The sequence below is a fragment of the Streptomyces pluripotens genome, from assembly GCF_000802245.2.
GTDB classification, from domain to species: domain Bacteria; phylum Actinomycetota; class Actinomycetes; order Streptomycetales; family Streptomycetaceae; genus Streptomyces; species Streptomyces pluripotens.
Window position 1 is genome coordinate 616731 of sequence record NZ_CP021080.1, and the last position, 22875, is coordinate 639605.

At 68.7% G+C, this 22875-nt stretch carries 17 protein-coding genes; 5 read left to right on the forward strand and 12 right to left on the reverse strand.

All coding sequences use genetic code 11. The features are described from left to right. Positions 1–17 precede the first annotated feature (17 nt). The 3 genes from LK06_RS02640 to LK06_RS02650 form a co-directional block, all read right to left on the reverse strand. Positions 18–1592, reverse strand: a complete 1575-nt coding sequence (locus LK06_RS02640; RefSeq protein ID WP_199838658.1) for a condensation domain-containing protein — start codon at positions 1590–1592, stop codon at positions 18–20. Positions 1593–1707: 115 nt separating this feature from the next. After that, the gene (locus LK06_RS02645) at positions 1708–3063 is read right to left on the reverse strand and encodes a condensation domain-containing protein (protein ID WP_234367576.1); all 1356 of its coding nucleotides are present in this window, start codon (positions 3061–3063) and stop codon (positions 1708–1710) included. 80 nt (positions 3064–3143) lie between these two features. Further along, a complete protein-coding gene (locus LK06_RS02650) occupies positions 3144–3683 on the reverse strand; it encodes a phosphopantetheine-binding protein (RefSeq protein ID WP_159025241.1) in 540 nt (179 codons plus the stop codon). 185 nt (positions 3684–3868) lie between these two features. Here LK06_RS02650 and LK06_RS02655 point away from each other — a divergent pair, with 185 nt between their 5' ends. Further along, positions 3869–4525, forward strand: a complete 657-nt coding sequence (locus LK06_RS02655; RefSeq protein WP_039658130.1) for a DUF899 domain-containing protein — start codon at positions 3869–3871, stop codon at positions 4523–4525. A gap of 102 nt (positions 4526–4627) precedes the next feature. On the opposite strand, the gene LK06_RS02660 is transcribed toward LK06_RS02655, so the two are convergent. Then, on the reverse strand, positions 4628–5641 hold the full coding sequence (locus LK06_RS02660; RefSeq protein WP_199806397.1) for an alpha/beta fold hydrolase: 1014 nt from the start codon (positions 5639–5641) through the stop codon (positions 4628–4630). Between the two features lie 229 nt (positions 5642–5870). Between LK06_RS02660 and LK06_RS02665 the strand changes: the two genes are divergently transcribed. The 4 genes from LK06_RS02665 (at position 5871) to LK06_RS32965 (ending at position 9662) form a co-directional block, all read left to right on the forward strand. Then, on the forward strand, positions 5871–7475 hold the full coding sequence (locus tag LK06_RS02665; RefSeq protein WP_039658128.1) for a flavin-containing monooxygenase: 1605 nt from the start codon (positions 5871–5873) through the stop codon (positions 7473–7475). A gap of 101 nt (positions 7476–7576) precedes the next feature. Continuing rightward, on the forward strand, positions 7577–8857 hold the full coding sequence (locus tag LK06_RS02670) for a cytochrome P450 family protein (protein WP_308355525.1): 1281 nt from the start codon (positions 7577–7579) through the stop codon (positions 8855–8857). A 68-nt stretch (positions 8858–8925) separates the two neighbouring features. Next, positions 8926–9186, forward strand: coding sequence for a hypothetical protein (locus LK06_RS35170; protein ID WP_411572783.1), 261 nt, complete (start codon positions 8926–8928; stop codon positions 9184–9186). A gap of 266 nt (positions 9187–9452) precedes the next feature. Next, positions 9453–9662: a hypothetical protein gene (locus LK06_RS32965; RefSeq protein WP_159025231.1), complete on the forward strand. Its 210-nt coding sequence runs from the start codon at positions 9453–9455 to the stop codon at positions 9660–9662. Positions 9663–9734: 72 nt separating this feature from the next. Here LK06_RS32965 and LK06_RS02680 read toward each other — a convergent pair whose 3' ends face one another. The 8 genes from LK06_RS02680 to LK06_RS02720 all read right to left on the reverse strand — a co-directional run bounded on the left by LK06_RS02680 (position 9735) and on the right by LK06_RS02720 (position 22682). Next, positions 9735–11168, reverse strand: coding sequence for a tryptophan 7-halogenase (locus LK06_RS02680; protein WP_039658124.1), 1434 nt, complete (start codon positions 11166–11168; stop codon positions 9735–9737). Between the two features lie 84 nt (positions 11169–11252). Further along, complete coding sequence (locus tag LK06_RS02685; protein ID WP_052270354.1) at positions 11253–12275, reverse strand: LLM class flavin-dependent oxidoreductase; 1023 nt, start codon at positions 12273–12275, stop codon at positions 11253–11255. After that, positions 12272–17293 carry a non-ribosomal peptide synthetase gene (locus LK06_RS02690; RefSeq protein ID WP_078858755.1) on the reverse strand — a complete coding sequence of 1674 codons (5022 nt, stop codon included), beginning with the start codon at positions 17291–17293 and terminating at the stop codon, positions 12272–12274. Before LK06_RS02690 ends, LK06_RS02685 begins: the two co-directional genes overlap by 4 nt. After that, positions 17290–17499 carry an MbtH family protein gene (locus LK06_RS02695; RefSeq protein ID WP_039658123.1) on the reverse strand — a complete coding sequence of 70 codons (210 nt, stop codon included), beginning with the start codon at positions 17497–17499 and terminating at the stop codon, positions 17290–17292. Before LK06_RS02695 ends, LK06_RS02690 begins: the two co-directional genes overlap by 4 nt. A gap of 559 nt (positions 17500–18058) precedes the next feature. After that, the gene (gene hppD / locus LK06_RS02705; protein WP_234367340.1) at positions 18059–19117 is read right to left on the reverse strand and encodes a 4-hydroxyphenylpyruvate dioxygenase; all 1059 of its coding nucleotides are present in this window, start codon (positions 19115–19117) and stop codon (positions 18059–18061) included. A gap of 127 nt (positions 19118–19244) precedes the next feature. Continuing rightward, entirely contained in the window at positions 19245–20534 is a 1290-nt protein-coding gene (locus LK06_RS02710) for an aminotransferase-like domain-containing protein (protein ID WP_039658121.1), read from the reverse strand. Continuing rightward, positions 20527–21201: an aspartate/glutamate racemase family protein gene (locus tag LK06_RS02715; RefSeq protein ID WP_086083038.1), complete on the reverse strand. Its 675-nt coding sequence runs from the start codon at positions 21199–21201 to the stop codon at positions 20527–20529. Before LK06_RS02715 ends, LK06_RS02710 begins: the two co-directional genes overlap by 8 nt. After that, the gene (locus LK06_RS02720) at positions 21198–22682 is read right to left on the reverse strand and encodes an FAD-binding oxidoreductase (protein WP_078858757.1); all 1485 of its coding nucleotides are present in this window, start codon (positions 22680–22682) and stop codon (positions 21198–21200) included. Before LK06_RS02720 ends, LK06_RS02715 begins: the two co-directional genes overlap by 4 nt. Positions 22683–22875: the final 193 nt, after the last annotated feature.

Genomic DNA, 22875 nt, shown 5'->3' on the forward strand with positions numbered 1-22875 from the left:
ATTCGCGCGCTGGATTCCTACTTCGGCAACGCCGCATCCGGGGACTTCAGCGACGCGAGCAGCAGCTCCCGGTACTCGTCGACCATCGCGGCGATGGTCGGCAGGTCGAAGTCGAGGCTGTTGTACTTCACGACGCCCACCACGTCCCCGTCCGGGTGCAGGTCCAGTTCCCACAGGTTGCCGTCCGGGATCTCCGACACGTCGACCAGTGACTTCAGGCGCCGGCGGAGCGCGGAGAAGCGGAGGCCGCCGATGTCGTCCGCTCCCGTTTCCGGCGGGAACTGGGAGATCTGGAACGCGGAGACGACGCTGCTCACATTCATGATCGGACCCGCCATCAGTTCCGGTTCGGACTTGGCGATGATCTCGCCGAACGGGAGCTCGTAGGAGTACGCCTCCAGCAACGAGGCCCGGGTCCGGCGCACCAAGTCGGCGAAGCTCGCACAGCCGGATACGTCGGTGCGGATCGGCAGGAAGTTGAACAGCGTCCCCACCGTGTCCTCGAAACCGGGCTCGGTGCGGCCGGACGTGATGACGGGAGAGACGATGTCGGTCACGCCTGTCCTGCGGTGCAGGAACAGGTTGAAGCAGGCGAACAGGACCATGAACGGCGAGCTGTGCAGCGACTTGGCCAGCGCCGTGGCGGCGCCGGCCAGCTCCTGGTCGAGCACGAAGCGGTACACCGAATAGACCGGTGGGACGTCCAACCTCCTGGGCCGGTCGGTGGGGAGGATGAGCATCTCCCCACCCGACAACGTGTCCTGCCAGTACTCGCGCGCGATGGCGGCGGACTCGCTGTTGCGGACTTCCTGCTGCCAGTGGGCGTACTCACCGAGCTGGCGCGTCACCGGCAACTCCGGGGCGGGCAGCCCCCGGCGGGTCGCGTAGCAGATGGCGAAGTCACGCATCAGCACGTGCATGGACCAGCCGTCACTGGCCAGGTGGTTGGTGACGAGCACGAACACCGCGTCGTCCTCGTCGAACCGCGCCAGGGTTGCTCTCAGCAACGGCAGCTCCGTGGAGCCGAGCCTGCCGTGCCGGTCGACCTCGTCGAGGAACTCGTGCGCCAGACACTCGCGGTCGGCCTCCCCCGCTGCTGACGGAAGGTCGACGACGGTGAGGGCCACCGGAGACGGCGGGGAGACTCGGGCGTAGGGGGCGTCCTTGTCCCTGATGATGGTCGTGCGGAGCGCCTCGTGCCTCGCGACGACATCGTCTAGCGCGAGCTGCACGGTCGCCACGTCCAACTGCCCGCGAACGCGCCAGCCGGCCAGGACGATGCCCCGCGGGCCGAACACACCGAGGTCGTCACCCCGGTCGAAGGCGCACATGAATTCCTCATTGGCCGAAAGCGGGCGCCGCGCGGACGCGTCGTCGGCCTTCCGGGTCCGTTGAGCCTGGACAAGGCTGTCCGGACGCATGTCGGCCCACTGCGCTTCGACGTACTCCAGGCAATTCTTGCGGGAGTCCGCGTCGTGCGCCGTGGCCCAGCCGGCCGGAACGGCGATGTCGGCGGGCCACAGGCTGTATTGCCCTTCGGAGTTCACGAGAACCCGGTACAGGGCGTCGGCGTCCTCAAACGGATTGGACACGGCAACCTCATTCCCATTGGCACGATCCAGCCGGTCATTGCCACCACGGTCGCCCGGCGTCACGACCGACGGTCCGCATGGTGGGCCTTCTTCGCGTCGATCGACTCGCAGCGGTCTAAGAGTGATCCTGTGCGGAGAGGGCCGCCGCCCTTTCGGATCGGCTGCGGTTCCATTCCTGCTCCGGCCGGTCGGCCATCGCCAGGACCAGCTCGACGAAGTTGGAGCCCCAGCCGTCGACCGTGTCGGCGTCCACCGAGTCGGGCTCGTACTCGATGACACAGCGGAAGCCGCCCCCCGGAACGACGAGGAAGGTCCAGATGATCACGCCGCGGCGGAACGAGGCGGGCTCCTCTTCCGGCAGGGTCACCGGTTCAACGCTAGTGGTGAAATCAGTGTCCTGGTGATCCGCCGGCGCACTGATGTAGTTGAAACCGGCCGGCAGGACCATCGAATCGCCGGGCGGGTTCATCAGGGTGGGGTACATCCCGAGGAGCGACTCGGTGGGCAGCTGGTGCTGCTGGGCCTCGGCGCTCGCCTTGCGGGCGCAGAGCATCAAGTCGAGGAAGGTCTTGCAGTCGTCGAACTCCAGCCGGACGGGAACAAGGTTCGCGAAGAAGCCGATGGTGTTGTAGTACTCCCTGGCCGGCCGGCCGCTGTTCACGGTCATCAGCGTGATGTCGGTCTGGCCGGAGATCTTCTCCATCAGCACCATGTACGCCGCCAGGCAGACATGCCAGATGCTGCACCGGTTCCGGGCCGCGCCCACGGTGACCTTCGCGAGGGTGTCCGGATCGATCGAGAAGTTTCGCACCGCGGTGCGTGCCGACTGGTTCTCGGGGTTGTAGGGCCGGTCGGCCGGCATCGTACACATCGCGGCGCCGGCCAGCTTGTCCTTCCAGTAGCGGCGTGCCTGCGCCGCCTTCTCGCTCTGCAGGAACTCCTGCTCCCAGGAGGCGAACCCGCTGTACGGAACCGGGTTCGGCAGCGTGTGCGGCACCCCGGTCACCCTGGCCCGGTAGCAGGCCGCGATTTCGCTGCGGAGGACTCCGACTGACCAGCCGTCACTGTAGAGGTGGTGGCTCAGGAGGGTGAGCACGGCGTCCTGGTCGTCGAATCGGTGCAGGACGGCGCGCAACGACGGCGTCTCCAGGAAGTCCATCGACTCTTCGTTCACCTCGTGGAGCAGCTCGGCGGCGATCTCGTCGCGGGATCGACCGGGGGCCTCCGGAACATCGCGCACGGCGAGCGGGACCGGCAACGGCGGCAGCACTTCCAGAGATCCGCTCATGCCGCTCTCGTCGTAGTGGACCCGGCTGCGCAGGGACTCCTGCCGTGCCACCACATCGTCGAGCGCACCGTTGAGCGCGTCGACGTCCAGTTCGCCCTTGATGCGAAGCACGTGTGCGCAGACGTGCTTCGGTGAGCGCTGGATGCCCATCGGGTCCTTCTGCCGGGAACTCAGCGGATACATGTTCACGGTGACACTCCAAAATCTGTCGTGCGAGGTCGGGGGATCGCCAGCCGTCAGGTCGTACTCGGCACGGCCCGTCGTCAGACCTCGGTGCTCAGCGTGTCCAGGAGCCGGTCGAGCTCCGCTGCGGTGGGTGCGTCGAAGACTTCGTTCATCGATATCTCCAGGCCGACCGCCTGGCCGACGCGGCTGGCGATCAGCATGGCGTCGATGGACTCGCCGCCCATGACGAAGAAGTCGTCGTCCAGACCGCACCGGGGCCTGGCGAGCACCTCGGCGAAGATCGTGCACAGCACTTCCTGGCGGGCCGACTCCGGCGACCGGTAGGGCATCAGGCCCCGCAGATCAGGTGCCGGCAGCGCCTGCGGATCCGGTGTCCCGTCGGAGGCCACCGGCATGGCGTCGACGACCACGATCGCCGCCGGCACCGCCGCGCCGGGCAACGACCCCCTGAGGTACTGGTGCAGCGCGGCCAGGTCGAAGCCAGGGCCGGCGGGCACGACATAGGCCACATGGACCTGGCCGGCAGGATCCTGAGCAAGTGTCCGGACGGCGCCGTCCGCGAGTTCGGGGTACGCGGCCAGCACGTCTCGCACGTCCTGGATCGCAGCAACAGCCATCAGTCGCTCACCTTCCATGCAGGCTCCCAGCGTTCCCACAACCTTCGCAGCCCCGGACTCGGCGGCAATCTTCTCCATTGCTCAGGTCGGGCCCGGCTGAGGCAATTGAAGAGATGCGCCTCAACAGACCCGCCGGAAGAGTGGGGGCAACCCTATGGACGAGTCCGGGATCAGGAGATGTCGCGATGGCTCTGCCCGAAGTTGTGTCACGAGATGAATGGTTCGCGGCGCGTCTGCCGCTCCTCGCAAAGGAGAAGGAGCACAGCCGCGCACGGGACGCACTGCATGCCGAGCGGCAGAGCCTGCCGATGTTCCGTGTCGACAAGGATTACGGCTTCGACACACCCGAGGGCAAGCGGAGCCTGCTCGAGCTGTTCGACGGCCGGCGACAGCTGATCATCTACCACTTCATGCTGCCGTCCAACACCGGCGGCAGCTTCTGCGTCGGCTGCTCCTTCTGGGTCGACAACATGCCCCACCACCTCGAGCACCTGCACGCCCGCGACACCTCGCTGGCGGTGGACTGCCCGGTGCCCCTGGCCGACTTCGTCGCGCACAAGGAGCGGATGGGCTGGACGGTCCCCGTGGTCTCCTCGCACGGCAGCAGCTTCTACGACGACTTCAACTTCGAGCTCGTCCCGGGAGCGACGAAGATACCCGGAATCAGCGTCTTCCTGCGCGACGACGACGAGGTCTACTGCACCTATTCGACTGCCTTCCGCGGCACCGACCTGGTCAACAACACGTACAACTACCTCGACCTGACCTTCCTCGGGCGGCAGGAAGCCGATCTGCCCTTCAAGTGGGCCTGGTTGCGGTATCACGACCAGTACGAGAACTGATCCGATCCCCGGGGGCCGGCCGTTCGCCTGGTACCGGCCCCTCGATGTGGCCGGTACGCCTCGGGGTACCGGCCACACGTCATGTCCGGACGTCGGCGCCGATCAGGACTTCAGCACCTCGGCCAGTGCATCGTCGATGGCGGCCGCGTCCTCGGGGATCAGGCCGAACATGGTGAAGTGCCCCAGCGGGCTTTCCATCACCCGCAGCCGGGCGTTGCGGATCATGGCCGCGTCGCGCTCGTGATCCTCGACCGGGAACAGGAGGTCGTCGCCGAACGCGAAGACGAAGAACTCAGCACTGATCCGGTCGAGTGCCGCCTTCAGGTCTCCGCCGGTACACAGGCTGACGTCCGCGGCGCGCCACTTCGCCGCCTGGCGGAGCAGGTTGTTCGGGTCCATCGGCTGGAAGTGGCTGCGGGTGAATCCCAGGGTGAACTCCTCGGCGGCGGCGAATCCGATCCGGCGCCACACCTCGTCACGGAAGAACCGGTAGCTGGTGCTGGTCGCGGCCCACGCCATCGCGTGCCGGCTCAGGCCGAGATGCACGTCGTCAGAGTCGGTGTAGAAGCCGTCCGCGAACGCGGGATCCGCGCGCAGGAGTTCACACTGCACGTCGAGCTGCAGCTGGTTCTGGACCGGGGTCTTCGCGGTGGCCGCGAACACGGCCGCCCGCAGCACCATCTCGGGGTGACGCACCGCCCATTCGTAGGTCTGTTGGCCGCCCATCGACCAGCCGAGCACCGTGTGCAGGGCCGTGATGCCGAACTGCTCGGTCAGCAGCCGGTGCTGGGCCCGTACGTCGTCGGCGATGGTCACCGCGGGGAAGTGGCCGCGGTCGAACGGCGCCGGCGTGTTGCTCGGCGATGACGACAAGCCACTGCCGAACTGGTCGGGCAGGATGAGGAAGTATCGGGAAGGGTCAAGCGCGCGGCCCTCACCGATGAGCATCTGCATCGAGGCGGACGTGCCCGAGTACATGTGTGGCACGAGCACGGCGTTGTCCTTCGCCGCGTTCAAGCGGCCCAGCGTCCGGTACGCCAACCGCGCGGCGGGCAGCGTGTCCCCGCTGTCCAGTGTGTACGGACCGAGTTCGAAGTGCTCATGCGGACCTTGCACCGCGGCAGAATAGTAATCGGCGCCCATGGTGACCTCCCAAGGAATGGCTCCGGACACGACTGTCCCGCCGCCGGCGGTGACCGTCTTCTCCGCCCGTGCGCGCCTCCCGGGCACCGCAATCGAAGAGAATCCGGACCATCCGCCCTCGCCAATAATCGGGAACACCGTTGTCGTCAGCGGTCAAGGCGTATTGGGTGCCACCATCCACGGTTGCGGAGGATTGATACACATGGCCAGCGCGGCAGAGGAACTCGATGCGGTTGTGGTGGGAGCCGGCTTCTCCGGTCTCTACATGCTTCACAAGCTCCAGGAGAAGGGCCTGTCGGTCAAGGTTTTCGAGGCCGGCGCCGAGATCGGCGGCACGTGGTACTGGAACAAGTACCCCGGCGCCCGGTGCGACGTGGAGAGCATGGACTATTCGTACTCGTTCGATCCCGAGCTGGAGCAGGAGTGGGATTGGACGGAGAAATACCCGAGCCAGCCCGAGATCCTGTCCTACCTCCAGCACGTCGCCGATCGGTACGACCTGCGGAAAGACGTGGTCCTGCGGACCCGGGTGACGCAGGCGAGCTTCGACGAAAGCACGTCCCGGTGGACCGTGCGAACCGATCAGGGCCACGAGGTGTCCGCGAAGTACTGCATCATGGCGACCGGCTGCCTGTCGAAGCCCAAGTTCCCGGAGGTGCCCGGCCTGGACACGTTCTCGGGCCCCTGGTACCACACCGGCCTGTGGCCGGACAGCGCCGTCGACTTCAGTGGGCAGCGCGTCGGCGTGATCGGCACCGGCTCGTCGGGCATCCAGGTCATCCCGTTCGTCGCCGACCAGGCTGCCGATCTGACGGTATTCCAGCGCACGCCGAACTACGTCCTGTCGTCGTTCAACGGGCCCATCGACCAGGATCGGGTCGCCGCCACGAAGGCGAACTACCGGCAGGCCCGTGAGGCCGCGCGGCAGTCCATCTTCGGCATCGCGGTCGACATGCCGACGAAGTCGGCGCTCGAGGTGAGCGACGAGGAGCGCCGGGAGGTCTACCAGAAGGGCTGGGAGCGCGGACACCTGAACGCGATCATCCAGGCCTACACCGACCTCATCTTCAACGAGGAGTCCAACGAGACCGCCGCGGAGTTCATCCGGGAGCAGGTCCGCGCCAAGGTCACCGACCCGGCGACGGCGGCGAAGCTCGAGCCGCGAGGCTACCCGTACGGCACGAAGCGGCCCTGCCTGGACACCAGGTACTACGAGACGTTCAACCGTGAGAGCGTCCACCTCGTCGATCTGCGGGAAGAAGCGCTCATCGAGATCACGGAGACGGGCGTCCGGACCACTGCGGGCGAGTACGCGTTCGACACCCTGGTGATCGCCACGGGCTTCGACGCCATGACGGGCGCGCTCCTGGGCATCGACATAACCGGCAAGGGCGGTGTGTCGCTGAGCAAGAAGTGGCAGGACGGCCCGGACACCTACCTCGGCCTGGCGCTCTCGGGTTTCCCGAACCTGTTCATGATCACCGGTCCCGGCAGCCCGTCCGTGCTCAGCAACATGGTCGTCTCGATCGAGCAGCACGTCGAGTGGATCAGTGACCTGATCGACCACATGACCGCCAACGGGCACTCCGTGGTCGAGGCGGAAGCCACCGCGGAGAAGGAGTGGACCGACCACGTCCGCGCGGTCGGCGACATGACGCTGTTCCCCAAAGCGGATTCGTACTACGTCGGTGCCAACGTCCCCGGCAAGGCCCGCGTCCTCATGCCGTACGTCGGCGGCGTCGGGGGCTACCGGCAGAGGTGCGACGAGGTCGCGAGCGCCGGCTACGCCGGGTTCGCGATGCGGTGAGGTGTGCCCCGCGCCGCCGATCGGTCGGATCGGCGGCGCGGGGCACCACCCTGGCAAGCAGGAAGAGTACGACCGGTCTCAGCGAACCATAGCCTGGTCGCATGTACTTTGCGGAAACGGCTACGAGGGAGCGGATCCTGATGGAGAAGCGTTGTCCCGTATTGGATACGACGGGTCGGGATATCCACGCCGAAGCAGCCACGCTGCGGGCGCTCGGACCGGCGACCCAGGTCGAACTGCCCGGCGGCGTCGTGGTCTGGTCGGTGACCTCCCACAGCGTCATCAAGGAGATGCTGTCCAACCCGAAGGTCACCAAGAGCGCACGCAACCACTGGCCGGCGTTCTACAACGGCGAGCTGGCGCCGGACTGGGAGATGATCAGCTGGGTGGCCATGGACAACGTGTCCACCTCCTACGGCAAGGACCACGTGCGGCTGCGCAAGCTCATCGGCAAGGCGTTCACCCCGCGCCGCACCGAGGCCATCCGCCCGCTGGTCGTCGGCCTGACCACGATGCTGCTCGACGCGCTCGGGGCGGTGCCCGCCGGCGAGGTCGTCGACCTCAAGGAGCGGTTCTGCTACCCGCTGCCGGGCATGCTGGTCGCCGAGCTGATCGGCATGGGTGAGGAGCAGCGCGCCGCCACCGCGAAGGTCATCGACATGATGATCGACACCACGGTGACCCCGGAGGTCGCGCAGGGCATCCTGCAGGGCTGGCGCGGCGCGATGGCGGACCTGATAGCCGAGAAGCGCGCCAACCCGGGCGAGGACCTCACCAGCGACCTCATCGCCGCCCGCGACGAGGACGGCTCACGGCTGACCGAGCAGGAGCTGGCCGACACCATCTTCGCCATCCTCGGCGCCGGCTCGGAGACCACGATCAACTTCTTCGACAATGCCATCACCGAGCTGCTGACCCACCCCGAACAGCTCGCGAAGGTCCTGTCGGGCGAGCACAGCTGGGACGACGTCATCGACGAGATTCTGCGTATGCAGTCCCCGCTGGCGAGCCTCCCACTGCGCTACGCGGCCGAGGACATCGAACTGGACGGCGTGACCATCCCCAAGGGCGACCCGATCCTGATCAACTACGCCGCGGTGGGCCGCGACCCCGACCTGCACCCGGACAACCCGGGGTGCTTCGACATCGCCCGCGGCAGCAAGGACCACCTGTCCTTCGGCCACGGCCCGCACTACTGCCTGGGGGCCGGCATAGCCCGCCTGGCCGCCACGATCGGCCTGTCGGCCCTGTTCGAGCGCTTCCCGGACCTGTCCCTGGCCGTGACGCGCGACGAGCTGGTGCCGATGCCGACGTTCATCATGAACGGCCACCGCTCCTTGCCCGTCCGGCTGCATGCGATGGCGAGCAGCACGGCCGCCTGACCGTACTGTCCAGGTGAGGTGACGGTTCGTCGGGCTTGACGGAGCCGGTCGGTCAGTCGGCCGCACGGGTGGCTGAGCTGGAACAGCGGTGGGGCAAGGACTCCTCGAACTCTTCCGAGCCACCTTCGTCCGGGGCGCCGCGCGAAGACATCCACTGCCGCCGGCCGCGGTGTCGCGAGCGGCGGCAGTGGCGTGCGCATCAGGTGGAACAGCACGCCGGTCCGCGACAGCGGGACCTTGAGGATCCGCAGCAGTCGGGCGCCGACCAGGCCGGCGAGCAGGACCCGGCCATCTCCACCAGGTGTCGCAGCAGCGAGCTGCGGCGCTGATAACGAGCCGTGAGCCCCTGGACTTGCTCGGCGAACGTCTGCAGACCGCAGTCCGCGCTGTCACGGAACAACCGACGCACCGATAGGGCGATCAGCACCGGACGGCCGCCGACATCGGCCGGCGGGCGGTCGTAGCGGCTTGCACCCCCGCCGAACTGCGCCCGCGACGGCCTGGGACGCACCCGTCTGAGGCTGACCGCCCGCTCGGCGTTGAGCGACCTTGAGGTGAACCGCTGCCGGTCCGGCCGTGGTCCTCGGCCACCGGCATGACCAGCGACGCTGTCGGTCTGCGCCGGCAGGCGTCCCCGTGCGGATTCGATCTCGAACTTCGTACCGCCGAAGCCGGCGATCGCTGGACCTGGCGCGTGATGGCCGCCCGCACTCAGTTCCACCTCGCCAGGCAACTCGCCGCCGATCTCCACCGCCCCTCGGAGATGCCCGATCGGCATAGCAGGCAGGAACGGTATGGCTCTTGAGCACCTGACCGACTGCGCGCTGTCGCGCTGCAACAGGGGCCGGCGCCACCACAAGGTGTCGCCGTCCCCGCCTCACGCTGCCGCGGTTGCCGGCAGAGCCCAGTGCATCCCGTCGGCCGACGGCACCAGCCCTCCGTCGCGGACCGGTACCTGCTCGTCGATGGTGCCTCCGGTGGCGGCCTGCACCTGGATGTTGGCTCCAGCCTGCGCGACCGACCAGATCGCCTCCTCGACGTCCTGCCGGTCGCCGTAGGAGCCGGCGTTGACCAGCGCGCGCTCATCCGAGGAGCCACCGCCGACGAGGGACACGAAGGACTGCAGTTCCGAGGCCGTGTTGCCGGTGACCCTCTTGGCCTTCCAGAAGTAGGACTCCTCGTCGGAGTGCATGTCGTAGAAGGAGACGAGGAAGTCGTGGAAGCGCATGTACTCCTGCCGGTACCGGGCTTCGTACTCCTCGAACAGCGTCTTCTCGTCCATCCCGGACTCGGTCGTCGGGCGCAGGGCGGTGTTGAGCGAGCGCGCGACCAGCAGTCCGCCGTAGGTGGCCAGGTGCACGCCGGAGGAGAACACCGGGTCGATGAAGCCCGCCGCGTCGCCCACGAGCACCAGTCCCGGCCGCGAGAACTTCTCCTGGATGTAGGAGTAGTCCTTGCGCACCCGGATCTCGCCGTACGGGCCGCTGGTGACCCGCTGGGCGTCGGACAGGAAGTCGGCGATCATCGGGCACTCCGCGATCAGCTCGTTCAGTGCCTGCTCGCGGTCACCTTGGACGCGGTCCAGCGCTTCGCGGTGTACCACCGCGCCCACGCTGGTGAGCTCGTCAGACAGCGGGATGTACCAGAACCAGCCGGCGCTGAAGGCGACAGCCAGGATGTTGCCGCTGGTCGGGGCGGGCATCCGCTTACCGCCGGTGAAGTAGCCGAACAGCGCGAGGTTACGGAAGTACTCCGAGTACTGCCGCTTGCCGCCCACGCGGGAGTGGATGCGGCTCAGGTTGCCCGAGGCGTCCACCACGTACCGGCCGCGGAACTCGCGGCGCACGCCCGCGGCGTCGGTGCAGCTGACCCCACAGACCCGGCCGTTCTCCTCGATGACGTCGGTGACGGTGTGCTCCTCATGCACGTCGACGCCGTTCCTCATGGCGTTGTTGAGCAGGATCTGGTCGAACTTCATCCGCTCCACCTGGTAGGCGGGTGCCGCCGTGCCGGCGAACTGGGGCGAGATGCCGAAGTCGAACGTCCATGGCTCGGGGTTGGAGCCCCAGCGGAAAGTGCCGCCCCGCTTGACCGGGAACCCGGCCTCCTTGAGTTCCTCGGACACCCCAAGCAGGCGGCAGACGCCCTGCACGGTGGACGGCAGCAGCGACTCGCCGATCTGGTAGCGAGGGAACCGTTCCTTCTCCAGGAGCACGGCCCGGTGCCCCTGCCGGGCCACCAACGTCGCCACCGTCGAACCGCCCGGGCCGCCGCCGACGACCACGACGTCGGTCTCAGTAATGTCTGTCATCGCTTTCCTTCGCTACGTGCAGGCGGACGCCTGCGGCCTTCGACCGCGCCGTCGGACTCGGCGCGAGACGGCTGATGGCTGTTGCTACCTGTCCATGGCCGCGACAGCTCGTTCGATCGCGATCCGCGCGTGCCACAAGTCGTCGGGCTCCCGAGGGATGTCGAGCACGAAGGTGCGGATGCCTCCGTTCAGGTACGTGGTCACCGCCTGTGCCACCTCGTCGTGGTTCCCCACCAGGTAGGGGCAGAATGTGTGGTGATACCGGAAGGGCACCAGCCAGTACGGCTGTCCCTCCGCCTCGTCGGGGATAGGCACGGAGGCCAGTCGCGGCTGCCAGGACGAGCCACCGGCGGACAGGAGCAGCTTCATTCGCTCGGCTCCCTCCGGGTCGGCCGGAAACCGCTTGTGCGCGATCCGCCACGCCTCGGCCGAGTCGTCCCGAGCGATGATGCCGATGCTGATGCCTGAGCCGAACCTGTTCTTGCGCACGTCGGGGCTCGCGAAATCCTCGGGCAGCACCGGGAACGAGAGCTGGCCGAGGCCCAGCGACTCGCCGGCCTGCAGGCTGGCCGGCGAGGAGCCGGACACATACGCCGTCGGCAGCAGGTCGTCGGGCACCGCCGTGGTGAGCCGGGCCCGCCGGACCTTGTAGTACTCGCCCGCGAAATTGGCCATGCCGCCACGGAGCAGCATGTCGACGATCGTCACGTACTCGGTGAGCCGGTCGTAGCGGGCGTCGTGCGACAGGGTGTCCCCCTGGACGGCGAGATCGCGGATGAATCCGCCGCTGACGTAGTTGATGTCGACTCGCCTGCCGTACAGGTGCGCAAGCGATGACACCGCCCTGGCCACCGCGAACGGGGTCTTGTCCAGCGGCTGTACCGCGACGAGCGGTACGAAGGAGGTGGTGTTCGCGATGGCCGCCTGGGCCGCCAGCCAGACGTCCATCGAAGTGTTGTCGCTGTACACCAGGGCGCCGCGGTAGCCCGCGTCATCCACCCACCCGGCAAGCTCCAGCAGCGTGCGCAGGTGGGAAGTCTGGCCGTGTCCGATACTGGACCGGACTGTGGAATAGAGGGTGACACCGCCGGCAGCCAAATCGATCATTTCGTCCCTCCCGCCCTGCGGGCGTGGTTTCGTGGATCAGGCTGTTCGGTCGTGGACACCGAGATCCGGCCGGCGACGCCGCTGACGGACGGGTCGGCGAGGAAGTCCCGCAGACTGATCGTGATCCCGAACTGCTCTTCCAGCCGGGCGACGAGCACGGCGGCGAGCAGCGAGTGCCCACCCAGGTCGAAGAAGTTGTCATCGACCCCGACCCGCTCCACTCCCAGGAGCTGGGCGAATAGCTCGCACAGCAGCTTTTCGACGGGTGACGGCTCCCGGCCGGCCCCGGCGGTGAAAACGGGTGCGGGCAGGGCCTTTCGGTCCAGCTTGCCGTTCGCCGTCAACGGCAGCGTGTCCAGGACCACCACCGCGGAGGGCACCATGTGGCTGGGTAGGACCTGTCCGGCCGCGGCTCGCAACCCCGCGGGATCCAGCACGGACCCAGCCGCCGGCTGCACATAGCCCACCAGCCGCCGGTCCCCCGGTCGGTCCTCCCGGACCACGACGACGGCTTGGTCCACTCCGGGCTGCGCGGCCAGCACCGCCTCGACCTCGCCCGGCTCGACGCGGAACCCGCGGACCTTGACCTGCTCGTCGGCCCGGCCCCGATACTCCAGCTCGCCGTCTTCCCGCCAGCGCACCAGGTCGCCGGTGCGGTACATCCGCTCACCGGACCCGAACGGACACGCCACGAACCGCTGCGCGGTCAGCCCGGGCTGGTTCAGGTATCCCCGAGCCAGGCACGGCCCGGCCAGATAGAGCTCCCCCGCCATCCCGGGCGGCACCGGTTCCAGCCGCGCGTCCAGCACATACGCTCGCACGTTCCAGATCGGCCCGCCGATCGGCGCGTCCCCTCCCGTCAGCGGCGCGCTGATCGTCGTGCACACCGTCGTCTCGGTCGGGCCATACGCGTTGAACATCCGCCGGCCCGCCGACCACTCGACGGCCAGCTCGTTGGGGAGGGCCTCACCGCCGACGACCAGACACTCCAACTCGTGCAGGCTTTCGGGTGCCGCCCCGGCCAGAGCGGCCGGTGCCACCACCGCGTGGGTGGCCCGCAGCTCACGCAACGTCTCGACCAGCTCTTCCCCGGCCAGCGGCCCCGGCTCGGGAAGGACCAGCGCCGCACCAGCGGGCAGCGACGAGAGCAGCTCCAGCAACGACATGTCAAAGCTCAGTGAAAGGAGCTGGGCCACCCGTGAGTCCGGGGTGGCCCCCAGAGTGCTGATCATGAACGCGGACAGGTTCGCCAGACCCAGATGGCTCACCACCACGCCCTTGGGACGCCCGGTGGACCCCGACGTGTAGATCACGTAGGCCGGGTGTGCGGGCAACAGAGGGGCCGGCCGGTCCTGATCGGTGACAACGCCGCCGGGCTGCCCCGCCACCGCCGCAGCGACCTCGGGGGCGTCCAGGACGACCAGTGGGCTCTGGGTGACCAGGCGCCCGCCGGCCTGCCTGCTCGTGACCACCGCGACCGGCGCGGCGTCGGTGAGCATGAACTCGATCCGGTCCGCCGGATAGCCCGGGTCGATCGGCAGATACGCCGCGCCGGTCTTGGACACCGCCAGCACCGCCGCCACAAGTTCCAGTGATCGCGGCAACGCCACCGCCACCACGCGCTCCGGCCCGGCGCCCAATCCCACCAGGTACCGCGCCAGCCGACTCGACCACGCGTCCAGCTCCGCGTACGTCCACGACACACCGGCGCACACCAAGGCCACCGCGTCCGGGGTCCGTGCCACTTGCGCCGTGAACAGCTCCGGCAACACCGTCAGGGGCACGTCCCGTGCCGTCGTGTTCCACCCTGAGACCACCAACTCGTGCTCAGCTGTGGTCAGCAGTCGCACGCCGCTGACCCGCAGCGCCGGGTCGGCCGCGACCTGGCCCAGCAACCGCACCAACCGTCTGGCCAACGCTCGCACCGTGCTCTCGTCGAACAGGTCCGCCGCGTACTCCAGCACGCCGCTGATCCCGTCCGGGGTGCCGTCGGGCCGGTGCCGCGACCGGAACGTCAGCGACAGGTCGAACTTGGCTGAGCCCGCGTCCAGCGGCACGTCCTGTGCCTGCAGACCAGGGACCTCCCACTGCCTGGCGGTGTCGTCGTCCGAGGCCAACATCACCTGGAACAGCGGGTGGTGAGCGCTCGAACGGATCGGGTTCAGCACTTCCACCAGCCGTTCGAACGGGACGTCCTGGTGCGCGTAGGCCGCCAGGTCCCGGTCACGGACCCGGCCGAGCAGCTCCGCGAAACTCGGGTCGCCGGACAGGTCCGTCCGCAGCACCAACGTGTTGACGAAGAATCCGACCAGCTGGTACAGCTTCTCGTCACCACCGCGGCCGGCCGCCGGAACACCGATCGGGATGTCGGTGCCCGCCCCGGACCGGGACAGCAGAACCGCCAGCCCGGCCTGGAGCACCATGAACAACGTCACCTGACGGGCCCGCGCCAGTTCCACCAGCGCGCGGTGCAGCTTCGCGTCCAGATCCACCGTGATGTGCGCACCACGATAGGAGGGGTGCGCCGGGCGGGGCCGGTCGAACGGCAGTTCCAGGCGCTCGGGCAGGTCAGCCAGTGCCGACTGCCAGTAGGCCACCTGCCGAGCCAGTACGCTGTCACGCTCCTGGTCCCCGCCGAGCAGTTGGCGTTGCCACAGCGTGTAGTCCGCATACTGCACCGGCAGGCCCGGCCACTGCGGTGCGTGGCCCGCCAACCGTGCCCGGTACGCCGCCCCCAGGTCCCGCAGCAGGACGCTGAGCGACCAGCCGTCGCTGGCGATGTGGTGCATCAGCAGCACCAACACGCACTCGTCAGGCCCCAGCATGAACAGCCACGCCCGCACCGGCAGCTCGGCAGCCAGGTCGAAGACATACCGGGCCGCCTGGTCGGTCAGCGCGGCCAGTTCGGACTCTCCGGCCTGCATCACCGTGACCTCGGGCACCGCCAGCGCGGCCGGGGTCACCCGCTGGTACGGCTGCCCGTCCACCACCGGGAACGTCGTCCGCAGCACCTCTTGCCGCCCGACCACGTCGCGTAACGCCTCGGTCAGCGCGTCCGCGTCCACCTGCCCCCGCAGCCGCCACGCGACCGGCACGTTGTAGGTCGCGCTCGGCCCCTCCGACTGCGCCAGGAACCACAGCCTCTGCTGGGAGAACGACAACGGCAGGCGCTTCGGCCGGTCCACCCGCACCAGCGCCGGCCACGCTTCCCCGGTCTCGTCCAGCGACCGCGCCAGCGACTCGACCGTCGGGTGGTCGAACACCGTCCGGATCTCCAGCTCCACGCCGAGCACCGACCGCACCCGGCTGATCAGCCGGGCCACCAGCAGCGAGTGCCCTCCCAGATCGAAGAAACTGTCCTCGACCCCGACCCGCTCCACCCCCAGGACCTGGGCGAACAGCTCGCGCAGGATCCCTTCGGCGGGGGTGGACGGCTCCCGGCCGGCACCACCGGCGAAAACCGGCGCGGGCAGGGCTTTTCGATCCAGCTTGCCGTTCGCCGACAACGGCAGCGCGTCCAGCATCACCACCGCGACAGGCACCATGTGGACAGGCAGCACCTGGGCCGCGGCGGCCCGTATCGCGACCGGGTCCAGCTGGCTCCCCGCGGCGGGCACGACATAGCCCACCAGCCGCCGGTCCCCCGGCCGGTCCTCGCGGGCCACCACCACGGCCCGGGCCACCCCGGGCTGCGCGGCCAGCACCGCCTCGATCTCGCCCGGCTCGATCCGAAACCCGTGGACCTGGACCTGCTCGTCGACCCGGCCCCGATACTCCAGCTCACCGTCTTCCCGCCAGGACACCAGGTCGCCTGTCCGGTACATCCGCTCACCGGACCCGAACGGACACGCCACGAACCGCTGCGCGGTCAGCCCGGGCTGGTTCAGGTATCCCCGAGCCAGGCACGGCCCGGCCAGATAGAGCTCCCCCGCCACCCCGGGCGGCACCGGTTCCAGTCGAGCATCCAGCACGTACGACCGTGCATTCCAGATCGGCTTCCCGATCGGCGGCGCATCCCCTCCCGACAGCGGCCCACTCATCGTCGTGCACACCGTCGCCTCGGTCGGGCCATACGCGTTGAACATCCGCCGGTCCGCCGACCACTCGGCGGCGACCTCGCCCGGGCAGGCCTCACCGCCGACCACCAGGCATTCCAACTCGGGCAGCTGCTCCGGAGTCGCTCCGGATAGGGAAGCCGGCCCGACCAGGGCATGGGTGGCCCGCAGCCCGCGCAGCGCGTCGGCCAGCACCTCCCCGGCCAGTTGCCGCTGTTCCGGCAGGACCAGCGCCGCACCGGCGGGCAGCGACATGACCAGCTCCATGACGGCCGCGTCGAAACTCAGCGAGGCCACGTGACCGACCCGCGATTCCGGCCCGATCCCCAAGGTGCCGATCAGGAACGCGGACAGGCTCGCCAGACCCCGATGGCTGACCACCACGCCCTTGGGACGCCCCGTGGACCCCGACGTGTAGATCACGTAGGCCGGGTGCGCAGGCAGCAGGGGCGCGGGTCGGTCCGCGTCGCCGACGCTGCTGTCCGGCAGTTCGGCCACCGCCGTGATCACCTGTGGGTCGTCCACATGGATCACGGTCACGCCCGTCACGTCCGGCAGGCCTGCGGAGGTGGCCCGGTCAGTGATCAGCAGGCCCGGCGCGGCGTCGGTGAGCATGAACTCGATCCGGTCCGCCGGGTAGCCCGGATCGATCGGCAGATACGCCGCGCCGGCCTTGGTCACCGCCAACACCGCCGCCACCATTTCCGGCGACCGGGGCAACACCACCGCCACCAGCCACTCCGGCCCGGCACCCGCCTCCACCAGATACCGCGCCTGCCGATTCGATCGCGCGTCCAACTCCGCGTACGTCCAGGACACACCTGCGCACACCAACGCCACCGCGTCCGGCGTCCGCGCCACTTGCGCCGTGAACAGCTCCGGCAACACCGTCACGGTCACATCCCGCGCCATGTCGTTCCACCCCGAGACAACCGACTCCGGCTGGAGGCCCATTTCCGTCATGACCGTTCGGCTTGGGCAAGGCTGTTGGGGCGCATGTCAGTCCACTGCGCTTCGACATACTCGAGGCAATTCAAGCGGGAATCCACGTCGTGCGCCGTGACCCACCCGGCCGGAACGTCAATGCCGGCGGGCCACAAGCTGTACTGCCCTTCGGAATTCACCAGGACCAGGTACAGGGCGTCAGGGTCCTCAAATGGATTAGACACGGAAACCTCATTCCCATTGACTATCAGATTCCTGGTGTGCCGAGTCGTAAGTTGGCGGGCGGTCGCAGGGCGGGGTGGTGACTGGTCCGAAGCCGCTTGGTACTGGATTCGTCCGATCGTGAACTCGGGGAACAGAGCAGCCGGTTGCGCAGGCGGACCGCCAGTCAGGCGCTGGTGTACCTCCAGGATCGTGCCGACGTGTGCGAAGGCCGGCCGGAGGCGCAGGTCGCGGGGGATCTGGGGGTCTCGCGGGAGACGGTGCGCAAGGGGCGGGCGCGGTTCGTCGCCGACCGGCTGGACGGGCAGGTGGACAAGCCGCGGACGGATGCCCCGCGAAGGTCACGGACGAGCCGGTCGAACCCCTGGTCGCCCATACCCTCGGCCGGAAGCCACCGTGCGGTGATTCGCACCGGTCGGCGCTTCACCCCGGCCTCCGCGTCCTGGCTGAACCTCGTCGAGGGCTGGTTCACCGAGGTGACCTGCCGCAGACTCCGCCGCGCCCCCACCGCGGCGTCGTCGAACCGGAACGCGGCGTCCGCGGCCGGATCAACGAGTGGGGCTAGTCACGCGCTTCCTGTTCCGCCTTGACGCTGTCGTACAGGTGCCTGATGTTCGAGCTGCCGAACGAGGTCGCACCGACCCGCTCGATGATCTCCAGGAAGATGGTGTTCCTCGGGTGAACGGACTTGGCGAAGATCTGGTACAGCTGCCCGTCATGGTCCTCGTCCACCAGGACGTTCAGATCTCGCAGCTCGTCGACGGGATGCCGATGCTGCGGGACCCGGTCGGCGAGCGCGGAATAATACGCAGCCGGAGTGGTCAGCAGCTCGATGCCCTGATCGGCGAGTCGCCGCACGGTGGTGAGGATGTCCGCGGTGCTAAAGGCCAGGTGCTGCACGCCAGGACCATCGTGTTCCTTGAGGAACCTGTCGATCTGGCCTATCGCCATACGCGTGTCCGCCTCGATGAGAGTGAACGTGACAGCGCGCGACTTGCTCTGGACCGCTTTGATGACCATCCCCTGGTCACCGGTGACGATCCGCTCGGTGAGGGTGAGGTCGAAATCCAGCGTCCGCCGGTAGTACTCGACCGTCTCGTCGAGCCTGCCCGGTTCGACGCAGGCCGCAAAATGGTCCACCTTGAGCAGCCCGCTCCCCGGGACGGGGCCGCGGCCCGGCACCGCGACGAGGCCGCGCACGTCGGCTACCGTCGAGTCGTCCGGTCGCTGGACGAACGTGTGCGTCACGTCACCGAAGCCGGCGATCGTCGCGGTGGTCACCGCCCCCTGGGTGACCGGTGCCGTGACCGGCCGCACGCCACGCCACACGGCCTCGGCGAACGCCCCGGCGGCGTCCGGCACCCGGATGCCGATGTCGCCGACACCGTCCCCGTGCCGCTCTGCGTAGTCGCGAGCGGGGTGGTCCTCGCTCGACTCGGTGAGCAGCAGATCGATGCCGCCCTGCCCGACGTTGACCGACTGCGTCGCTCCGCCTGCCGGGGCCGACTTCGCGCGCACAGCGAAACCGTAACCTTCAACGAGCCAGGCGAGGATTCGTTCCACATCTTCCACATAGAACTCGACATAGTCGATCTCCATACGCTGAAGAGCGTTCTTCACAGTCTCTACCTCCACCGGCGAGCATTTGACACCGGGCGTCCCGCCCCAGCGAGCTATTTCAAGAATCACAGTGCCGGACCGAGGCTGTCGTCTCTCATGTTGCCTGCGTCGATGAAATGACAGCGGGTCATTCATTCTCTGCGACAAGCCAGGAAAGCCGTTGCACGCCCTCCGCGATCTGTTCCGGCATCAGGTAGCTACAGGACAGCCGGACCGAGTGGTCGCCGCCGTCGACGTAGAAGAACTTCATCGGCGTCCACAGGACGCCGTACTGCTCCGCGGAGAGTTCGAGAAGTGTCTCGTCGGCCCGGAGCGGCAGGTCGACGACCGCGAAGAAGCCGCCGCCCGGCACGTTCCACCGCACCGCGCCCTCGCCGCGCCCAGATTGCGGGAAGTGCTCCTCCAGCGCGGCGAGCAGGGTACGCAGGTTGCTCCGGTAGAACGCGATCTTGTCCCGGTTGGCGGCGCGCAGGCCGCAGCCTGACTCGATCAGGACGCCGCCGATGACGGCCTGCGAGATCGCCGAGGTGTTCAGGGTCAGCATGCTCTTGACCGCCGACATCTCGTCGGCGAGCAGGGTGCGCCGGCCGTTCTCGCCGACCACGGTCTGGTCGGCGACGAGGAAGCCCACGCGGGCGCCGGGGAAGCAGGACTTCGAGAACGATCCCAGATAGATCACCCGTCCGTCGGTGTCCAACGACTTCAGGGTCGGACGCGGCTCGTCGTCGAGTCCGAACAGGCCGTACGGGTCGTCTTCGAGCAGCAGCAGGTCCTGCTCGCCGACGATGTCGAGCAGCCGGCGGCGGGTCGCCACGGGCAGCGAGAACCCCGAGGGATTGGAGAAGTTCGGCACGAGGTACAGCGCGCGAGGGCGCTTGCCCGCGGCGCGGACCGCACGCACCACCTCGGCCACGGTCTCCGGCGCGAGCCCGGCTGGAGACTCCGGCACGGGCACCACCTCGACGCCGAGGATCCGAGCCGCGCCGTTCAGCCCGACGTAACAGGGCTCGACGGCCAGGACGACGTCCTGAGGGCTCGTACACAGCGCCCGCAGCGCGATGACCATGGCCTCCTGACAGCCCGCTGTGACCATCACCGATTCCGGCGGCACCACGATGCCCTCGTCGATCTCAAGCATCTTGGCGATCAGCGTGTGGAGCTGGCCGTTGGTTCGCCCGTACTGGAACAGCAGACCGCGCACCTGTACCTCGGAGAGTCCGTCGGCGCGGAGATGGTTCAGATAGGCCTCAAGGTAACGCTGCACGTCTTCGGTCGAGTAGAACCCGTCGTAGGGACGCCCCGCGGCCAGCGAGATCGCGTTCGGGAACCGGATCGCGACCTCGTTGAGGAAGTTCATCGAGGTCGCGGCCGGGTCGGACACCGAGACGTGCAGATCGGCACGGGACAGCTCAACCATGGGTCGCCGATCCGGTCACGGCCAGCGTCGCCAGCTCCACGAGCCGGGTGCCGACGTCGATGACGGGCAGGTCGCAGACGGCAATGATCAGCGGCAGGAGCGCAGTGAAGTGCGTGCAGGCCAGAACGACGGCGTCGAGGTCGAGATGCTGGGCCAGGCGCAGGGTGGTCGGCAGGTGCGAGGCGGCGAAGGCCGCCTCCACGTCACCGGCCTCGATCCCGCGCACCAGCGCGGAATCCGACACGCCGAGCATCCGATGTCGGGGGGCGATCCGCAGGGCGGTCCGCTCAAAGCCGAGGAGGGCCTGCGCGTTCCCGGTGACCACCAACGACGACTTCAGCTTCGGCAGCAGGTCACCGTAGACCGTGATCGGTGAGACGACCGGCAACACCGCGCCGTCATGGTTCACCACCGCGGACAGGGAGTTGCAGAACAGCATGGCCTGTTCGGTCCCGCCCGCCCGCAACTCGGCGAGGCGCTGGTGGAACGAGGCCGCCAGAGTGCCGGGGTCGTGGTACTGCAACCAGTCCTGCTCGTCGGGCGACGCCGCCATGGCGTACGGCTGCGCGGCCACTCCCTTGGCACGCAACAGTTCGGTGCCGAGCCCCGTGTCGTACGGGGTGCCGGCGATGACCGCCACCGGAGGCCGTGTGCCGCCCATCATCATGGGATCACCGTCCTCGCGACATCCGTTTTCTTCGATGCTCGCAGCCGGGGCGGCGGCCGCCGCCTTCCAGCTTGCGGCCATTCCGGCGCGATCACCTTTCCGGGGTTGAGGATCCCGGACGGGTCGAGCGCGGCCTTCAGCACCTGGTGCACCCGCATTCCGACGGGGCCGAGTTCGCGGGCGAGCCAGTCCCGTTTGAGCATGCCGACGCCGTGCTCGCCGGTGCAGGTGCCGCCCAGCGCGAGGCCCAGCCGCATGATGTCGTCGAACACCCGCCGTCCGCGGTCCATGCTGGACGGATCCGCCCGGTCCACCACGATGACCGGGTGCAGGTTTCCGTCTCCGGCGTGCCCGACCACCGCGACCAGGAGCCCGTGTCGTGCGGAGATCTCCTCGACGCCCGTGACGAACTCAGCGATCCGCGTTCTCGGCACCGCGACGTCGTCGACCACGAGGCCACCTCGGCCGCTGGGAAACGCCTGCGTGGCAAGGCGTTCCATCGCCGGATGGGCCAGTCGGCGGGCAGCAGTCAGCGCCTGCGCCTGCTCCGCGTCCTCGGCCACATACAGTTCGCTCGCCCCGGCGGCTCGACAGCAGTCTGCGATCGCGGCCAACTCGGCCCCAGCACGGTCGCCCGTGTCCGTCGCGATCAGCAGCATCGCCGCGGCCGTACCCGGAAGGCCCATCGGCCGGTAGGCCTCGATCGCCCCCAGGTGCGTGCGGTCGAGCAGCTCCAGCATGCTCGGGACGTGGCCGGCGGCGGTCACGGCCGCCACGGCGCCGCAGGCGGCCGCCACCGTGGGGTACAGCGCGACCAGGGTCCGGATCTCGTCGGCAGCGGGCCGGAGCCGGACGGTGATCTCGGTGATGATGCCGAGCGTGCCCTCCGCGCCGACGAACAGCCGGGTCAGGTCGTACCCTGCGACGCCCTTCACCGTCCGGCGGCCGCAGCGCAGGATCTCGCCGTCGGCGAGCACGACCTCCAGGCCGAGCACGTACTCGCCGGTGACGCCGTACCTCACACAGCACATCCCGCCCGCGTCCGTGGAGACGTTGCCGCCGATCGTCGAGGACTCCCAGGAGCCCGGATCCGGCGGGTAGGCGAGGCCGTGCTCGGCGGCGGCGCGGCTCAGGTCGGCGTTGACGACGCCCGGTTGCACGACCGCGATCCGCTCCGCCGGGTCGATTTCGAGGACCCGGTCCAGCCCGGTCAGCGACACCACCAGGGCACCATCGACCGCGTTGGCTGCGCCGGTCAGCCCTGTGCGCGCACCCTGCGGGACGACTGGCACACCGTGTGCGGCGGCCACCCGGACGGTCGCGGCGACTTCGGCGGTGTCCCGCGGGCGCACCACGGCCAGCGGCGTGCCCGCGGCGCACAGGTCAGCCTCGTCGCGGCGGTGAACGGCCAGCAGATCCGGGTCGGTGAGCACGCGATCGGCGGGCAGAACCGCCAGTAGCTCTTCGACTGTGGCATCCATTCGCGCACCGTAACGAGGCGCACCGGCGTGATTCCATCCGGCGATGCGAACACCGCATTCCGAAAGATGGGCACCGGTGCGCCGGTTTGACGCCGACGCCGCGCGATGCGGGTTCACAGATCGGCAAGCCGGGCCGGTCGCGGCCTCGGAACGGTGGCTCGACGAGCCAGGTGCTGCGGTGCGGGAGGGACGG

Bases quoted from the DNA above. Each gene is read 5' to 3' on its own strand.
- LK06_RS02645 (WP_234367576.1), bottom strand. From the start codon at position 3,063: ATGTATCCGCTGAGTTCCCGGCAGAAGGACCCGATGGGCATCCAGCGC.
- LK06_RS02650 (WP_159025241.1), bottom strand. From the start codon at position 3,683: ATGGCTGTTGCTGCGATCCAGGACGTGCGAGACGTGCTGGCCGCGTAC.
- LK06_RS02655 (WP_039658130.1), top strand. From the start codon at position 3,869: ATGGCTCTGCCCGAAGTTGTGTCACGAGATGAATGGTTCGCGGCGCGT.
- LK06_RS02665 (WP_039658128.1), top strand. From the start codon at position 5,871: ATGGCCAGCGCGGCAGAGGAACTCGATGCGGTTGTGGTGGGAGCCGGC.
- LK06_RS02670 (WP_308355525.1), top strand. From the start codon at position 7,577: ATGTACTTTGCGGAAACGGCTACGAGGGAGCGGATCCTGATGGAGAAG.
- LK06_RS32965 (WP_159025231.1), top strand. From the start codon at position 9,453: ATGACCAGCGACGCTGTCGGTCTGCGCCGGCAGGCGTCCCCGTGCGGA.
- LK06_RS02680 (WP_039658124.1), bottom strand. From the start codon at position 11,168: ATGACAGACATTACTGAGACCGACGTCGTGGTCGTCGGCGGCGGCCCG.
- LK06_RS02685 (WP_052270354.1), bottom strand. From the start codon at position 12,275: ATGATCGATTTGGCTGCCGGCGGTGTCACCCTCTATTCCACAGTCCGG.
- LK06_RS02690 (WP_078858755.1), bottom strand. From the start codon at position 17,293: ATGACGGAAATGGGCCTCCAGCCGGAGTCGGTTGTCTCGGGGTGGAAC.
- LK06_RS02710 (WP_039658121.1), bottom strand. From the start codon at position 20,534: ATGGTTGAGCTGTCCCGTGCCGATCTGCACGTCTCGGTGTCCGACCCG.
- LK06_RS02715 (WP_086083038.1), bottom strand. From the start codon at position 21,201: ATGATGATGGGCGGCACACGGCCTCCGGTGGCGGTCATCGCCGGCACC.
- LK06_RS02720 (WP_078858757.1), bottom strand. From the start codon at position 22,682: ATGGATGCCACAGTCGAAGAGCTACTGGCGGTTCTGCCCGCCGATCGC.